The following is a 14,866-nucleotide window of genomic DNA, read 5'->3' as shown; positions in this document are numbered from 1 at the left end:
TCGGCCCGTGGAGCAGCGTATGGAGAGTCAGAAGGTCACGCCCGTCACCGGTGCCGGTTTCGACCCGGCGTACGTTCCCGGCCTGACGTCTCCCGGAGCGGAGGCGGCTGCCAAGGACGTCGAGGACACGGTCACGGATTCCGCCGACGTGCCGGAGGAGGTGACTGCGCAGGACGAGCCGGAGAGCGCGCCCGAGGCCGAAGCGCCGAAGAAGGCCGTGCTCGAGAAGGCGAAGGCCGACGACGAGGGCGACGGGCCGGTGCTCGAGGCCAAGGACCGCCGCGGCTCGATCACCGTCGACGCGACCGGCGTCCGCTTCACGCTCGACGACCAGGAGGCCGACTTCGCCTGGGACGAGATCAGCGCGGTCGAGTACGGCACGTCCCGCAAGCGCCTCACGGTGACGGTCCACACGCCCAACAGCCGCTGGTACCCGAACGACGTGGAGGCGTCCGACAAGTCGCGCCTCACCGAGTGGACCGAGCAGCTCGACAAGGCGCTGGACGCGTACTTCGAGGAGTAGGACCGGGCCGGAGAGCGGCACCGGTTCCTGACGGCCCTCTTGCCAGCGGGGTGTCTTTACGCACCCTTGGTACTCATGGCGGACACCACGGGCACCTCAGGAACCGGTACCACCACCTCCTCCTCCGACTCCCAACCCCGCAAGTCCAGCTGGAAGTACATCGGCCCCGGCATCGTCGTCGCCGCGACGGGCGTCGGCGCGGGCGACCTCGTCGCGACGCTCATCGCGGGCAGCAACTTCGGCTACACGCTGCTGTGGGCCGCGGTCATCGGCTGCGTGGTGAAGATCAGCCTCGCCGAGGCGGCGGGCCGCTGGCACCTGGCCACGGGCCGCACGCTCTTCGACGGCTGGGCGAGCCTGGGCCGCTGGACGACGTACTTCTTCGTGGCCTACGTGGTCATCTGGGGCTTCGTCTACGGCGCCGCGGCGATGTCGTCGAGCGCGCTCCCGCTCCAGGCGCTGTGGCCCGACGTCTTCCCGGCCGACTGGTCGATCAAGCCGTGGGCGATCATCTGCGGCCTGGTCGGTCTCGTCTTCGTCTGGTTCAACAAGTACGAGGTCTTCGAGAAGGTCATGACGGTCCTGGTGGGCGTCATGTTCGTCGTCACGGTCTATCTCGCGGTCCGCGTCACCCCGAACCTCGGCGACGCCTTCGCCGGCCTGCTGCCGGTCCTGCCCGACGAGAAGGACTCGGTCCTCAACACCCTCGGCCTGATCGGCGGCGTCGGCGGCACCATCACCCTTGCCGCGTACGGCTATTGGGTCAACGCGAAGGGCTGGACGAACGCGTCCTGGATGAAGGTGATGCGCCTCGACAACCGCGTCGCGTACGTCACGACGGGCATCTTCGTGGTGGCGATGCTCTTCGTCGGAGCGGAGCTCCTCCACGCGTCGCACACCTCGATCGCCTCCGGGGACAAGGGACTTCTGGACCTGACGGCGATCCTCGAGGCCGAGTACGGCACGGCGACGGCGAAGCTCTTCCTGATCGGGTTCTTCGCCACGTCCTTCACGTCCCTCATCGGCGTCTGGCACGGAGTGAGCCTGATGTTCGCGGACTTCGTGGAGCGCTACCGCGGTGCGCGGGCCGTCACCGGCGAGGAGGTGGCGCGCGGCGACCGCGAGAAGAGCCGGCCGTTCCGCGCGTACCTGCTCTGGCTGACGTTCCCGCCCATCGTCCTGCTCTTCCAGGGCCAGCCGTTCCGCCTGGTGATCCTGTACGGGGTGCTGGGCGCGGCCTTCATGCCGTTCCTGGCGCTGACCCTGGTCTGGCTGCTCAACTCGTCGCGAACGCCGACCAGTTGGCGCAACGGCTGGCTGAGCAACGGCATGCTGACGGTGGCGGGCCTGCTCTTCGTCGTCCTGTGCGTGAAGCAGGTCTGGGACCAGCCCTGGTCAGACTTCTTCTGAGGGCTGCTGCCCGGCGACGGCGCGGGAGCGGGCGATCTCCGGGTAGCGGACCGTGAACAGGATCGGCACGACGATGCAGACGACGGTCAGCGCGGTCCTGCCCGTGCTGCTGTCGGGCTGCGCGTGCCGCAGCCACGCGGACCCGCCGCCGCTGACGGTGAACGAGGCGGCCCACACGGCGCTGATGGCCACGTTCACCTTCAGGAAGACCGGGCTGTCCCACAGCTCCTCGGGCACCTGCGTCCTGGCGATCCCGAGCGTGAACGGCCGCCCGACGACGATCGAGGCCCAGGCGACGAGCGCCAGCCACAGGGACGACCCGGCCGAGGCGTAGTGCTCGACGAAGTCCGAGTCGGGGGCGGCGAAGGCGACCGCGGTGCTCACCGCGAAGAAGGCGGCGGCGCTCACCTCGATGACGAGCGCGTCCCAGGCCCGGCCGGCCCGGCGCTGGTTCACCGCGAGGACGACGGCGAGGACGAGCCCGACGAGCAGCGCGTACCGGACGTCGACCGTCCCGATCAGGACGCTGACGGCGATCCAAGGCAGAAAGCTGCGCAGGTAGGCCATGGTGTTCCCCCGGTTTCGATGCTGTCGGCGCCGTGCGGTGCCGCCGCTCGGGAGCCTTCGTACCAGCCTCGAACGCGTGTGGCCCGCCACTCGGGGCCGGATTTACGCGGAGTTGACCAAGGTCGACGGGCAAGAGGACACAAGGAGGGCAGGGGCAGCGCCGCCGGGGGAGCGGCGGCGCTGCCCGCACAGGGGGTGGGGGGTTACAGGCCGTGCACGTGTGGGCCCACCGACGAGGACCAGGCGTTGCCGGACGCCGCGTCCCAGTTCGTGGACCAGGTCATCGCGCCCCGGATGCCCGGGTAGGTCTTCGAGGGCTTGAAGGAGCCGCAGTTCGTGCCCTTGGCCAGGCAGTCGAGGGCGTCGTCGACCACGGACGGGGAGACGTAGCCGCTGCCCGCCGCGCTCGTCGAGGCGGGCACCCCGAGGCCGACCTGTGACGGGTCGAGGCCGCCCTCCAGCTGGATGCAGGCGAGGGCCGTGAGGAAGTCGACCGAGCCCTGGCTGTAGACCTGGCCGTCGCAGCCGAGCATCGAACCGCTGTTGTAGTACTGCATGTTGACGACGGTGAGGATGTCCTTCACCGCCAGGGCCGTCTTGAAGTACTCGCCGGACGTGGACTGCATGTCGATCGTCTGCGGGGCCATGGTGAGGACGAAGCCGCTGCCCGCCTTCGCGGCCAGGGACTTCAACGCCTGTGACATGTAAGTGGAGTTGAGGCCGTTCTCGAGGTCGATGTCGACGCCGTCGAAGCCGTACTCCTGCATGAGGGAGTACACCGAGTCCGCGAAGTTCGTCGCGGAGGCGGAGTCGTTGACCGACACCGTGCCGTTCTGGCCGCCGATCGAGATGACCACCGACGTGCCGGCCGCCTGCTTGGCCTTGATGTCGGCCTTGAACGCGTCCTCCGTATAGCCGCCGAGGCCCGCCGAGTCGAGCGTGAAGCCGACCGCGCCCGGCGTCGTGGTCGCGTCGGCGAAGGCGACCGCGATGATGTCGTAGTCGGCGGGGACGTCGGAGAGCTCCTGGACCGTGGCGCCGTTGTTGAAGTTCTGCCAGTAGCCGGTGACCGCGTGGGCGGGGACCGCGGCGGCCGATGCGGTGCTGCTCGCGGTGAGCAGTCCGGTGACGGCCAGCGCGGCGGCGGCCGTGAACACGCCTATGAGGGCGCGGAGTCGGGGGCGTCTGCGGTGGGGGGAGTTCATTTCTGCCTCCGGGTGGGGGGAGTGGGGAAGCAGCTGCTGGGCGTACAAACTGGTCCAGACCAATGGGGATGTCAAGGCTTTGCGCCGATGCCGCGGCGATGCTTCCTCGCCAACCCGCGACCGACCACTTCGTGAACAGTGCGAAGTGGGGTGTTGCCGGGCGCCCGCGTGGATATGGTGCTGCTCAGGCAGGAACCGGCCGCGGCTGCGGACAGGGACGCCTGCAGTTGCCGGAGGAACGCAGAGCGACGACCGGGGGTTTCACGCGTGCCGACCGCCATAGCCGTGACCGACCCCGACCTGGTCCTCGACTCGCCCGACCGGCACACCCCAAGTGCCGCCGTGCTGCCCGTGGGTGAGCCCCAGGACGTGTATCCGCTGGATCGCGCGATCGTCGACGTCCACACGCTGATCGAACAGCACGGCTATGTGATCGTGCTGTGCCCGCAGTCCGTGCCGGACGCGATCGTGCACCGCCTCTACGCGATCCGTTCCGTGCTCGAAAGCGACCGCATCGCCATCCTGCGACCCGAACTCCCACCGCTCGGACTCGCCGTGCTCGCCCTGCAGCTGCGGCAGTTGTCCGTCTGCGACTTCAGCCCCGGCGTGCTCGCCTCCGCGGGCCGGCTGCTCGCGCACTACGTCCACGCGGGCGCCGTCCTCGGCTCCGTCGCCAAGCTCGACCGCGTCCCCGTCTCGCTCAAGGCGCACGCCAAGTCCTGGTCCCCGGGCGCCCAGTTCGCCGTCGTCGCCTCACCGCAGCCCCAACTCCTGCGCGTCACCGGGACCGAGACCCCGAGCGGGCCCTCCTTCGGTACGCGGATGTTCTACGCCGTGGGGCAGCAGTCCCCCGACTGGGTCACCGGGACGCTCGCCCCGGCCTGGCGCGTGCAGGGCGTGATCGAGGCGCGGCTGCCCGCCGAGTCGCCGCGCTGGTGGGCGACGGGCAAGGGCGGACACCCCGGCCGGATCGTCGAGTTCGCCGCCGCCATCCCCGACATCTCCGTCCTCTACCAGCTCGTGTCCTCCGTACGCCGCGAGGAGTGCCACTGGTGCGGGCTCGAACTCATCGGCGACCGCTGCGGGTTCTGCGCCGCCCCGCTCGCGGCCGACGCGCCGCCCGAGCGTGCGGGCGCCGCCCGCTCCGCCCTCGCCCCCGCCGTCGGCGCGGGCCGGGCGGCGCTGCCCCGCGCCACCCCTCACCACTGACCCCGCCCGCCTACCAACGAGGTTGCCCCGTCCATGAATTCACGTCAGCGCCGCGGCGTCATCCTGCTGGTCGTCTCGGTCCTGTGCGCCGTCGGCGCGTTCGCCGGTGTGCTGTCGGTGATCCGGGACGTGAACTCCAAGGTGGGTGACGAAGTGACCGCGTACCGCCTGAGCAAGGACGTCAGCCCCTACAAGGAGCTCACGGACGACCAGTTCGACCAGGTGAAGATGCCCAAGCGGTGGCTGTCCTCCACCGCCGTCCGCAGCCTGCGCGAGATCCGCGGCAAGATCGCCGTCACACAGCTCAAGAAGGGCTCCCTGCTGCAGACCGACATGATCGTCGCCAGGCCCCGGCTGAAGGCGGGGCAGCAGGAGATCGCCATCATGATCGACGCGGAGACGGGCGTCGCCGGAAAGATCGACCCCGGCTCGAAGGTCAACATCTACGCCACCTTCAAGGCCGAGAACGACAAGCAGCGCGACCAGTCCAAGGTCATCGTGGAGAACGCCGAGGTCATCGACGTCGGCAAGCTCACCCCGATCGACCAGCAGGGCGCGAACTCCTCCGGCAACAGCAGCGCGCGCAGGAAGGGCGAGGCGGTGCCGATCACGTTCGCGCTCGATGCCGCCGATGCCCAACGGGTCGCGTACGCAGAGTCGTTCGCGACGCATGTCCGGCTGGCGCTCGTGGCCCCGGGGGACGACGGGACCATCGCGCCGGGCGACCGGTCGTACACCTTGGACGAGGACAAGTGATGGCCTGCGCGCCGACCCCCTTGGAGGGAGACCGCCGATGACCACTCGTATCCTCCCGGCCGCGGGCGACCCGGAAGCCGCCCGAGCCCTCATCACCCTCCTCTCCCAACTCCCCGACACGGAACCCGCCCCGCCCGTCGCGGACTCCACCGCCCTGCTCGACACCCTGGCGCGGCTCGCCGCCGAGTCCCTGGACGAACTCCCCGAGGTCGTCCTCGTACACGAACGCATCGGCCCCGTACCGGCGTTGGACCTGATCCGCGAACTCGTCCTGCGCTTCCCCGCGGTCGGCGTCGTCCTCGCCACCGCCGACACCAGCCCGGCCCTGCTCACCGCCGCGATGGACAGCGGAGCGCGCGGCATCGTCGCGTTCCCGCTCGGCTACGACGCCCTCGCCGAGCGGGTCCAGGCCGCCGCCTCCTGGTCCGCGGGCATGCGCCGCCACCTCGCGGGCAGCACCGGCACGGAGCTGATGCCTGCGGGCGGGGGCGGCCGCGTCGTGGCGGTGACAGGCGCGAAGGGCGGCGTGGGCACCACCCTCGCCGCCGTCCAACTCGCCCTCGCCGCACGGGCATCGGGCCGCTCCGTGGCACTTCTCGACCTCGACCTCCAGTCCGGCGACATCGCCTCCTACCTCGACGTCCAGTTCCGCCGCTCCGTCGCCGACCTCGCCGCGATCCGCGACATCACCCCGCGCGTCCTCCAGGACGCCGTCTTCACCCACGAGACCGGCATCGACCTCCTGCTCGCCCCCGCCGACGGCGAACGCGGCGAAGAGGTCACCGACCGCGTGGCCCGCCAGGTCGTGCACGCCCTGCGCGCCCGCTACGAGGTCGTGGTCGTCGACTGCGGTACGCAGATGGGCGCGGCCAACGCGGCGGCGATCGAACTCGCCGACCAGGCAGCCCTGTTGGTCACCCCCGACGTCGTCGCGGTGCGCGCCGCCAAACGCATGGTCCGCCTCTGGGACCGCCTCCAGATCCGCAAGGCCGAGGAGACCCTCACGGTCGTCAACCGCCACGCCCGCACCGCCGAAATCCAGCCAACTCTGATCGAGCGCGTGACGGGCACGAGGATCGCCAGGACCGCCGTCCCGGCCGCGTACAAGGAGCTCCAGGCGGCGGTCGACGCGGGCCGCATCCAGGACCTCGACAACCGCTCGACGGTCAAGCAGTCCCTGTGGGCCCTGGCCGGCGAACTCGGCCTGGTCGCCGCCCCCGCCCCCGACGCGGCGGGCCGCCGCGCCCGCCGCCGCGGCGACAAGGGCGCGGTCACGCTGGAGTTCGCGGCGATGTTCCCGCTGGTCCTCGTCGTCATGGCGCTGATGTGGCAGTGCGTGCTGTACGGCTACACGTACTCCCTCGCGGGGAACGCGGCGGACGAGGCGGCCCGGGCTGCGACATCGGCTGCCGCCGCGCAAGGGGATGTGGCCGGGGCCTGCAACGCGGCGGGCAAGTCGCACCTGCCCTCCGCCTGGCAGGGCGCGGACATCGGCTGCACGGACGACGGGGTCGTCATGAAGGCCACGGTCGAGGTCGACGTCCCGCTGTTCTTCCCGGGCGTGAACCCGGGCTGGAGGGTCACCGGTGAGGCGGGGGCGGCGTCGGAAGAGGTGCAGGGCCGATGAAGCGCCCGGCGCGAGGGCGTGGCGACAAGGGCGTCTCCATGCTGGAGTTCGCGGGGTTCCTCCCCTTCCTCCTCGTCATCGGCATGGCCGCGATCCAGCTCGGCCTCGTCGGCTACGGCGCCAACCAGGCGGGCAGCGCGGCCCGGGCTGCGGCCCGCGCGGAGTCCCTGAACCCGGGCACGGGCGGCGAGGCGGCAGGGTCGGCCGCGAGCGGCTGGCTGAACCCCACCCCGGACGGCTGCGGCGGCGACGAGACGATCACCTGCACCGTCACCGTCCGCGTCCCCGCGATCATCCCCCTGTTCGACGGCTGGGACATCCACCGCTCGGCGACCATGCCCAACGACCACGCGAACGACGGGAGGTGACCGGGACATGAGCCTGCGATCCCGAGTCGTCGCGACCCGAGAGGCCGCCGGAGCCCCCGGCACGCCCCCGGACCGCGACGAGGGCCTGGTCGCCGTCTACCGCGCCAAGCTCCTCGAAGAGATCGACCTCGCCGAGATGTCGTCGCTCCAGGCCGCGGACCGCCGCGTCCGCCTCGAGCGCGTACTCGGCCACATCATCAGCCGCGAGGGCCCGGTCCTCTCCTCGACCGAGCGCACCCAGCTCATCCGCCGGGTCGTCGACGAAGCCCTGGGCCTCGGCATCCTCGAACCCCTCCTCGCGGACGCCTCCATCACCGAGATCATGGTGAACGGCCCGGACGCGATCTTCGTAGAACGAGCGGGACGCGTCGAACAACTCCCGCTCCGCTTCGCCTCCGCCGAGCAGCTCATGCAGACGATCGAGCGCATCGTCTCCACGGTGAACCGCCGCGTCGACGAATCGAACCCCATGGTCGACGCCCGCCTGCCCACCGGCGAGCGCGTCAACGTGATCATCCCGCCGCTCGCCCTGACCGGCGCGACCCTCACCATCCGCCGCTTCCCGCGCGCGTACAGCCTCACCGAACTCCTCGAACTCGGTTCGCTCGACGAGCACATGCTGATGCTGCTGGCGGCCTGCGTGCGCGCCCGCTTCAACATCATCGTCAGCGGAGGCACGGGCTCCGGCAAGACGACGCTCCTCAATGCCCTCTCGGCCCTGATCCCGTCCGACGAACGCATCATCACGATCGAGGACTCGGCGGAGTTGCAACTCCAACAGGACCACGTGATCCGCCTCGAATCGCGCCCGCCGAACGTCGAGGGCAAGGGCCAGGTCACCATCCGCGACCTCGTCCGCAACAGCCTGCGCATGCGCCCCGACCGCATCATCGTCGGCGAGGTCCGCGGCGGCGAGACGCTCGACATGCTCCAGGCCATGTCGACGGGCCACGACGGCTCGCTCGCCACGGTCCACGCGAACACGGCGGAGGACGCCCTGACCCGCCTCCAGACGCTCGGCTCGATGTCGGAGGTGGACGTCCCCTTCGAGGCGCTGCGCGACCAGATCAACTCGGCGGTCGACGTCCTCGTCCAGCTCACCCGGCACGCGGACGGCTCCCGCCGCGTCAGCGAGATCGCGCTGCTCGTCTCGCACGGCCGCGAACAGTTCACGATCGCGACGGTCACCCGCTTCGTCGCGCAGCCGTACGTCTCGGGCGCCGCGGACGAGCAGCACCGCCGGGTCCACGGCTACTACGAGCACCTGCCGCTGCCGCGCCGGGTGGCCGACCGGCTGTACGTGGCGGGGGAGGCGGTGCCGCCCGCGTTCGGGGTGGTCGAGTCCGTCGACGTACGCAACACGAGGGAGGCCACGGGATGACTTCTGTCCGTTTGCGGGTCGGTGCGGCTGCCGGCCTGCGGGGCGGTGCGGCATGACGCTGACGCAGCCCGCCCTCATCGCCCTCGGCGCCACCGTGGTGACCTGCGCGCTCGCCATCGCGGGCATCCACGTCTACGCATCCGGACGCGCCCAGCGCCAGGCCCTCGTCGACCGCCTGGACGGCTATCCGGGCGGCGGCTCCACAGGAGGGGTGTCCGGCCGCGGCCGCCGCTTCGTCACGCTCGACCGTCGACTGCGCCGCACCCGCCTGGGCCGCGCCGTCCACCTCCGCCTCTCGGCGACGGGCCTTGACCTGACAGCGGGGGAGTTCTCGGTCTACGTGGCCGCGGTCGTCGTCGCGCTGTGGATTCTGGCGGCGACCACGCTGGCCCCGTTCTTCGGCCCGATCGCGGGGGCCGTGGCGATCTGGGCGGCGGTCATCTTCCTCAACTGGCAGCGGCAGAAGCGCATCGAGGCCTTCATCGGCCAACTCCCGGACGTGGCACGCCTCTTGGCAAACGCGACGGCGGCGGGCCTGGCCCTGCGCACGTCACTGGCGATGGCAGCGGAAGAACTGGAAGCGCCCGCAGGAGAGGAACTCTCGCGTGTGGCCGACCAGTTGGCGCTCGGCCGCTCGGTCGACGACGCCCTGGACGAACTGGCGGCGCGCCTGCCCTCCCGCGAACTGATCGTCCTGGTAACGACCTTGGTCCTGGCCAACAAGGCAGGCGGCTCGGTGGTCTCCTCCCTCCGCAACCTCACGCAGACCCTCGAGGACCGCAAGGAGACGCGGCGCGAGATCCGCACGATGCTCTCCGAGGTCAACGCGACGGCGTTCACGGTTCCGCTCCTGGGTCTCGGATCGCTGTTGTTGATCAATTCGTCGAACGAAGGCGCGCTGGCCAGAGTGACCGGTTCGGGCCTCGGCCAGACTTTGATCCTCATCTCGCTCGGCCTGTACGGGATCGGCTTCTTCGTGATCCGCCGCCTCGGAAAGATCGAGGTCTGACCCCATGTCCACGTCCCTCGCGGGCCTCCTCCTCGCCCTCCTCGCCGGCGTCGCGGTCCTCGGCATCCTCACGGGCATCCGCATGTACCGGGCCGACGCCAAGGTCCCCAGCGACCTCGCGCTCGCCCTGGAGGTCGGCGCGACCCGGGTCTCCACGACGGGCTCGGCGGTCGACCGACTCGGCATGCGTCTCGCGCCGCTGGTACTGCGCCTCATGGGCTCGCGCCGCGTCTCGGCGAAGCGCCGCAAGATCGACATGGCGGGGAACCCGGGCGGCCTGACGATCGACCGCTACGCGGCACGCCGGGCGGTCTACGGGATCTTCGGCCTGGTGATGGCCCTGGTCTTCTTCAAGAACGGCCAGCCGCTCCTCGCCCTCCTCACACTCGCCTTCGGGGCGTTCGCCGCCGACGCGCTGATCTGGCAGGCGGTGCGCGAACGCAAGGAGGTCATCGACCGCACCCTCCCCGACTTCCTCGACGTCCTGGCGGTCGTGGTGTCCGCAGGCCTGGGCTTCCGCCAGGCACTGGACCGCGTCGCGGAGAAGTACGAGGGCCCCTGGGCGGACGAACTCCGCATCACCCTGCGCCAGATGGACATGGGCGTCCCGCGCCGCCAGGCCTTCGACGAACTCCGCCGCCGCAACGCGTCGGAGCAGGTCTCCCAGTTCGTCTCCGCGCTCCAACAGGGCGAGGAACTGGGCTCACCCATCGCGGAGACCCTCATCCAACTGGCCACGGACATGCGCCGCACGGACGCCCAGAACTCCCGCCGCCGGGCCGCGAAGACGATCCCGAAGGCGACGATGGTCACGCTGGTCTTCATGCTTCCGGCGACGATGATCCTGATCGCGACGGGGATGTTCCTCGGGTCGGGCACGAACTTCGGCTCGATCCTGGGCCGGTGACCAGGGCTGGAACATCTCCGAAGTCCGGCAACCTTTTCGCCCGCGGCGGCCACAGTGGACTGACAGGCCCCGGACATCGGGGCCGCATCCGCCCCTGTGAGGACTGACACCCCGTGGCCCCCGCCTCCCCTTCCCGCCACCGTCGGCGCCGCTCGCCGTCCTGGCTCAACCCGCTCGTCGGACTCGTCGTGGTGTCCGTGCTCGCCCTGGTGGCCACGCTGGCACTGGCGCTCGGTGACGACGGCTCCGACGCCTCGACGGTCCGTACGAAGGCGTCGTCCTCCGCTGCGGCCGACAAGCCCACCCAGTCGTCCGCGACGCCGAGCGGCAAGCCCTCGCCCTCCTCCTCACCCTCGAAGTCCCCGGCCCCCAAGAAGCCCCGTACTGGGCGGCCCTCCTCCCCGTCCTCGACCACCACCCAGCAGGACCACCGCTCCAGCGACTCGACCACACCCTCGTCCGGCACGGTCCCGCTGGCGGGCCGCATCCGCCCCGGCGCCACGCACACCGGCATCGCCACGTTCTACGACGCGGGCGACGGCGACGGCGCCTGCCTCTACGGCCCTGCCGGAACGGTCATGACGGCGGCGATGAACACCACCGACTACGAGACGTCCAAGGCGTGCGGCGCGTACATACGCGTCCGAGCGGCGACCGGCGCGTCGATCACGGTCCGCATCACGAACGAGTGCCCGGCCCCCTGCGCCCCCGGCCAACTGGACCTGTCACCCCAGGCGTTCGCGAAACTGGCGGCTCCCGTCAAGGGCCAGATCCCGATCACCTGGACCCTGCTCAGCCCGCCCACCACCGAGAAGATCTCGATCCGCTACAAGACGGGCTCCACCCAGTACTGGTGCGCGATCCAGGCCATCGGCCACCGCAACCCCCTGGCCCGCCTGGAAGTACGTACGTCAGGCGGCTGGCGGTCCCTGCCACGGGCCAAGTACAACTACTTCCTCTCCGAGAACGGCACCGGTTGCGGTGCGCAGATCCGCCTGACGGACATCTACGGGCAGCGGCTGACGCTCAACGGAATCGCCGTGCGGCCGAACGTGGCACAGGCGACCGGGGTGCAGTTCGCGGAGCACTGATCCAGCCGAGGTTCACGGATAGAAGCAGCATGGCTGGCGAGTCTGTCGCCGCAGTACTACAGGCAGGTGGAGGAGAAGGCCGAACTGTTGGCGCAGTTCCCCACGACGTTGGGTGAACCGCATACGCGCCACCTTGGCGACGGGGTACGTGAGCTGCGGTTCGGCCTCGGCGGGAACGCGCTGCGCGTGAGTTACTGGCTGGCACCCGATCGCCGTATCGTCTTGCTCACGGTGTTCCGCAAGACGAAAATGCGAGAGGGCGCCGAGGTCAAGAGGGCCAGAGAGGCCCAGCAACTGTGTGAGGCCACGCACCCGGCCGCACACGAGATCTACCTTTCCTCTTGCGCAGTGCTCCGCCCTTCAGGGCGGAGGTGAAGTGCATCCTGGACCTTGCGGCGCGGAGCGCCGCAGTGGCTTGGCCGCAGGCCGAAAAGGGTGGTCGCGGAGCGATCCGGACGGGACCCGGTGGAGCGGGGCGGTGCTCACACGGGCCGTTGTTGGTTGTCGATGTACTGCTTGACCACGGTCAGGGGGGAGCCTCCGCAGGATCCGGCGAAGTAGGAACCGGACCAGAAGTGTCCGCCCCACAGGTAGCGGCGGATGTGACTCTCGTACTCCTGGCGCAGGTAACGGGAGGAGACGCCTTTGAGGGAGTTGACCAGCTTGGAGAGCTGCACCTTCGGCGGGTAGTGCACCAGGAGGTGTACGTGGTCCTGCTCCCCGTTGAACTGCTTCAGCTCGGCCTCGAAGTCCGTACAGACCTCCCGCATGATCTCCTCGCAGCGCGTGAGGATCTCGTCGGTCATGGCGTTACGCCGGTACTTCGTGACAAAAACCAAATGAACATGAAGGTTGTAGACCACATGGCGACCGGTTCTGACATCGGGATTTGGATCCCAGCGCGGTGACATAAACCAAATGCTACGGTCACGGCCATGGATCAAGTAGGGCTGGTCAAGCGGCAGTTCGGGCATCGCGCCCGGCTCGCCCTGTCCCCTGCCCAGGCAGCGGTCCTGGACGGGCAGGCCCACACCGCGCGGACCGCCTGGAATCTGCTGCACGAGTGGTGGCAGCTGTGCCGCCGCGACCAGCGCACCCTGGCGGCCGCCGATGCCGTCATCCGCCAGGCCCGTAAAGAGATGGACTGGCTGGGCCAGCTGCCCGCGCAGGCCGCCCAGGCGGTCTTGAAGACCTACTTCCAGGCGTGGAAGAACTGCTGGGAGGGCCGCGCGGAAGCACCCGAGTTCAAGGCCCGCTTCCGCACCCCCCTCGCCCTGGACATCCCCCAGGGCCGTGACCTTCAGGTGGTGCGTGTCCACCGCCGGTGGGGCATGGTCAACATTCCCAAGCTGGGCCGGGTCAAGTTCCGCTGGACGAAGGACCTCCCGGTCGGCAGGCGCGCCGACAAGGACAACCGGATCACCGGTGCCCGCCTGGTCAAGGATGCCCTCGGCTGGCACATCGCCTTCCGTATCAGCGTCCTTGAGCCCGCCCCCGCCCCGCACACCGGGCCGGAGGTCGGCATCGACGCCGGCATCACCATCCCCCTGGCCCTGTCCGACGGCACCGACTTCCACCACGAGCCCTGGCTCACCGAGAAGGAACAGGCCCGACTCCTTGAGCTAGAGCGCAGGGCCGCACACCAAAAATCCTGCCGCACGCCCGGCGAGCCCACCAGCCGCCGACTGCAGCACACCTACGACCAGATCGCCGGGTTACGCGCGAAAGCCAAGCGCCGACACCTCGACTGGCAGCACCAGACCACCACGACCATCGCCAAGACGTACGGCACGGTCGTCGTGGAGCAACTCCCGATCACGAACATGGTCAAATCCGCCAAGGGCACCGTGGACCACCCCGGCACCGGCGTGGCACAGAAATCCGGGCTCAACCGGGTCATCCACGCCGAGGCGTGGGGCCGCACCACTGGCTTCCTGGAGTACAAGACCCGCCGCCACGGCGGGAGCCTGCACAAGGTCCCCGCCCCCGGCACCTCCCAGCGCTGCCACGCCTGCAAGACCATCACCCCCGGCAGCCGGGAGAGCCAGGCCACGTTCGTGTGCAAGAACGAAGCGTGCGGCTGGTCGGGCAACGCCGACACCAACGCCGCCCGCAACGTTCTCGCTGATTACCGGGCGGGCCACGCGCTCGCCCCGGCTGCCGGAAGGTGCAGTCGTCAGACGCGGAAACGCGCCAAGCCCCCCACCGCAAGGTAGGAGGGAATCTCCTTCGTTCACGAAGGAGAGCACTTCAAAGTCGCGACACCGGCCTGGAGGAGCGGTGAACCACGCACGCCGGCAGCTGGCCCGCGAGAAGAAGACCCTCCAAGGTGTCGTCGAAGCGCCGACCGTCGTCGCCGAGCGGGAGCAAATCCGTCTGGCCATGGCTCTCGGGCAGATGGTCTACGACCGGCGTAGCGCGCTCGGTCTCAGCGAGGCTGACCTTGCCGAGCGCCTTGGCATCAGTGCGGACGACGTCGAGAACATCGAGGTCGGTGGCGTTCTTCCGGTCACCTCTGATCTCCTCATCCGACTGTCCGTCGCACTCGACGTCACCGTGGACCTCCACATCGCGCCGACCGGAAACTCGGTCTCCTTCGAAACCGGTGCCGCGGCGTAGGGCTTCGCCGCAGCGATGAAGCCGGTGCCGGCTCGGCGGACGGGGTTGGGGGTCCGTCGCTTCGCAACGGTGGGGTGGTGACGGTGGTTCGAATTCGGCTGCCGGGCCGGTGGGCGCCTTCGATTGGATTACGTGGCTGGTCTCCGGTGGGTGGTTGAGCTACCTCCGCTTGTTTCGCAGTCGTCGAACGGCCG

16 protein-coding genes are annotated in these 14,866 nt (G+C 69.9%); 13 read left to right on the top strand and 3 right to left on the bottom strand.

The features are described 5' to 3' along the window. The first annotated feature begins 7 nt into the window (after positions 1-7). Positions 8-523, top strand: a complete 516-nt coding sequence (locus tag ACIBUY_RS18250; RefSeq protein WP_399153044.1) for a hypothetical protein — start codon at positions 8-10, stop codon at positions 521-523. Between the two features lie 75 nt (positions 524-598). Beyond that, a complete protein-coding gene (locus tag ACIBUY_RS18245) occupies positions 599-1,933 on the top strand; it encodes an Nramp family divalent metal transporter (RefSeq protein WP_399153043.1) in 1,335 nt (444 codons plus the stop codon). Here ACIBUY_RS18245 and ACIBUY_RS18240 read toward each other — a convergent pair. Both ACIBUY_RS18240 and ACIBUY_RS18235 read right to left on the bottom strand, forming a co-directional pair. Continuing rightward, on the bottom strand, positions 1,919-2,500 hold the full coding sequence (locus ACIBUY_RS18240) for a hypothetical protein (protein WP_399153042.1): 582 nt from the start codon (positions 2,498-2,500) through the stop codon (positions 1,919-1,921). The genes ACIBUY_RS18245 and ACIBUY_RS18240 overlap by 15 nt on opposite strands. Before the next feature lie 203 nt (positions 2,501-2,703). After that, a complete protein-coding gene (locus ACIBUY_RS18235) occupies positions 2,704-3,705 on the bottom strand; it encodes a chitinase (RefSeq protein WP_365579312.1) in 1,002 nt (333 codons plus the stop codon). A 267-nt stretch (positions 3,706-3,972) separates the two neighbouring features. Between ACIBUY_RS18235 and ACIBUY_RS18230 the strand changes: the two genes are divergently transcribed. The 9 genes from ACIBUY_RS18230 (at position 3,973) to ACIBUY_RS18190 (ending at position 12,428) form a co-directional block, all read left to right on the top strand. Beyond that, a complete protein-coding gene (locus ACIBUY_RS18230) occupies positions 3,973-4,914 on the top strand; it encodes a hypothetical protein (protein WP_399153041.1) in 942 nt (313 codons plus the stop codon). 33 nt (positions 4,915-4,947) lie between these two features. Further along, positions 4,948-5,670, top strand: a complete 723-nt coding sequence (cpaB, locus tag ACIBUY_RS18225; RefSeq protein WP_365579308.1) for a Flp pilus assembly protein CpaB — start codon at positions 4,948-4,950, stop codon at positions 5,668-5,670. 37 nt (positions 5,671-5,707) lie between these two features. Then, positions 5,708-7,297, top strand: coding sequence for a CpaE family protein (locus ACIBUY_RS18220; protein WP_399153040.1), 1,590 nt, complete (start codon positions 5,708-5,710; stop codon positions 7,295-7,297). Beyond that, a complete protein-coding gene (locus ACIBUY_RS18215) occupies positions 7,294-7,665 on the top strand; it encodes a TadE/TadG family type IV pilus assembly protein (protein WP_365579304.1) in 372 nt (123 codons plus the stop codon). Before ACIBUY_RS18220 ends, ACIBUY_RS18215 begins: the two co-directional genes overlap by 4 nt. Before the next feature lie 7 nt (positions 7,666-7,672). Further along, positions 7,673-9,046, top strand: coding sequence for a CpaF family protein (locus ACIBUY_RS18210; RefSeq protein WP_399153039.1), 1,374 nt, complete (start codon positions 7,673-7,675; stop codon positions 9,044-9,046). A 52-nt stretch (positions 9,047-9,098) separates the two neighbouring features. After that, positions 9,099-10,055 (top strand): type II secretion system F family protein, encoded by a 957-nt coding sequence (locus ACIBUY_RS18205; RefSeq protein WP_365579300.1) that lies wholly within the window; start codon positions 9,099-9,101, stop codon positions 10,053-10,055. Positions 10,056-10,059: 4 nt separating this feature from the next. Then, a complete protein-coding gene (locus ACIBUY_RS18200) occupies positions 10,060-10,962 on the top strand; it encodes a DUF5936 domain-containing protein (protein ID WP_399153038.1) in 903 nt (300 codons plus the stop codon). Between the two features lie 113 nt (positions 10,963-11,075). Then, on the top strand, positions 11,076-12,053 hold the full coding sequence (locus ACIBUY_RS18195) for an expansin EXLX1 family cellulose-binding protein (protein WP_399153037.1): 978 nt from the start codon (positions 11,076-11,078) through the stop codon (positions 12,051-12,053). A gap of 33 nt (positions 12,054-12,086) precedes the next feature. Continuing rightward, positions 12,087-12,428: a type II toxin-antitoxin system RelE/ParE family toxin gene (locus ACIBUY_RS18190; RefSeq protein ID WP_399153177.1), complete on the top strand. Its 342-nt coding sequence runs from the start codon at positions 12,087-12,089 to the stop codon at positions 12,426-12,428. A gap of 107 nt (positions 12,429-12,535) precedes the next feature. Here the strand turns inward: ACIBUY_RS18190 and tnpA are convergent, their stop codons facing one another. Next, positions 12,536-12,964 carry an IS200/IS605 family transposase gene (gene tnpA, locus ACIBUY_RS18185; RefSeq protein ID WP_399153036.1) on the bottom strand — a complete coding sequence of 143 codons (429 nt, stop codon included), beginning with the start codon at positions 12,962-12,964 and terminating at the stop codon, positions 12,536-12,538. A 24-nt stretch (positions 12,965-12,988) separates the two neighbouring features. Between tnpA and ACIBUY_RS18180 the strand changes: the two genes are divergently transcribed. Further along, complete coding sequence (locus tag ACIBUY_RS18180; protein ID WP_399153035.1) at positions 12,989-14,269, top strand: RNA-guided endonuclease InsQ/TnpB family protein; 1,281 nt, start codon at positions 12,989-12,991, stop codon at positions 14,267-14,269. Between the two features lie 64 nt (positions 14,270-14,333). Beyond that, on the top strand, positions 14,334-14,672 hold the full coding sequence (locus tag ACIBUY_RS18175; RefSeq protein ID WP_399153034.1) for a helix-turn-helix domain-containing protein: 339 nt from the start codon (positions 14,334-14,336) through the stop codon (positions 14,670-14,672). Positions 14,673-14,866 lie beyond the last annotated feature (194 nt).

Origin of the sequence: Streptomyces sp. NPDC050085 (assembly GCF_044460595.1) — a bacterium.
Lineage (GTDB): Bacteria > Actinomycetota > Actinomycetes > Streptomycetales > Streptomycetaceae > Streptomyces.
The sequence above is the reverse complement of the archived record's forward strand: the minus strand, read 5'-3'. Positions and strand labels throughout refer to the sequence as shown.

Coding starts and splice junctions, on each gene's coding strand:
- ACIBUY_RS18205 (WP_365579300.1), top strand. CDS start 9,099: ATGACGCTGACGCAGCCCGCCCTCATCGCCCTCGGCGCCACCGTGGTG.
- ACIBUY_RS18220 (WP_399153040.1), top strand. CDS start 5,708: ATGACCACTCGTATCCTCCCGGCCGCGGGCGACCCGGAAGCCGCCCGA.
- ACIBUY_RS18215 (WP_365579304.1), top strand. CDS start 7,294: ATGAAGCGCCCGGCGCGAGGGCGTGGCGACAAGGGCGTCTCCATGCTG.
- ACIBUY_RS18180 (WP_399153035.1), top strand. CDS start 12,989: ATGGATCAAGTAGGGCTGGTCAAGCGGCAGTTCGGGCATCGCGCCCGG.
- ACIBUY_RS18245 (WP_399153043.1), top strand. CDS start 599: ATGGCGGACACCACGGGCACCTCAGGAACCGGTACCACCACCTCCTCC.
- ACIBUY_RS18240 (WP_399153042.1), bottom strand. CDS start 2,500: ATGGCCTACCTGCGCAGCTTTCTGCCTTGGATCGCCGTCAGCGTCCTG.
- cpaB (WP_365579308.1), top strand. CDS start 4,948: ATGAATTCACGTCAGCGCCGCGGCGTCATCCTGCTGGTCGTCTCGGTC.
- ACIBUY_RS18210 (WP_399153039.1), top strand. CDS start 7,673: ATGAGCCTGCGATCCCGAGTCGTCGCGACCCGAGAGGCCGCCGGAGCC.
- ACIBUY_RS18200 (WP_399153038.1), top strand. CDS start 10,060: ATGTCCACGTCCCTCGCGGGCCTCCTCCTCGCCCTCCTCGCCGGCGTC.
- tnpA (WP_399153036.1), bottom strand. CDS start 12,964: ATGTCACCGCGCTGGGATCCAAATCCCGATGTCAGAACCGGTCGCCAT.
- ACIBUY_RS18235 (WP_365579312.1), bottom strand. CDS start 3,705: ATGAACTCCCCCCACCGCAGACGCCCCCGACTCCGCGCCCTCATAGGC.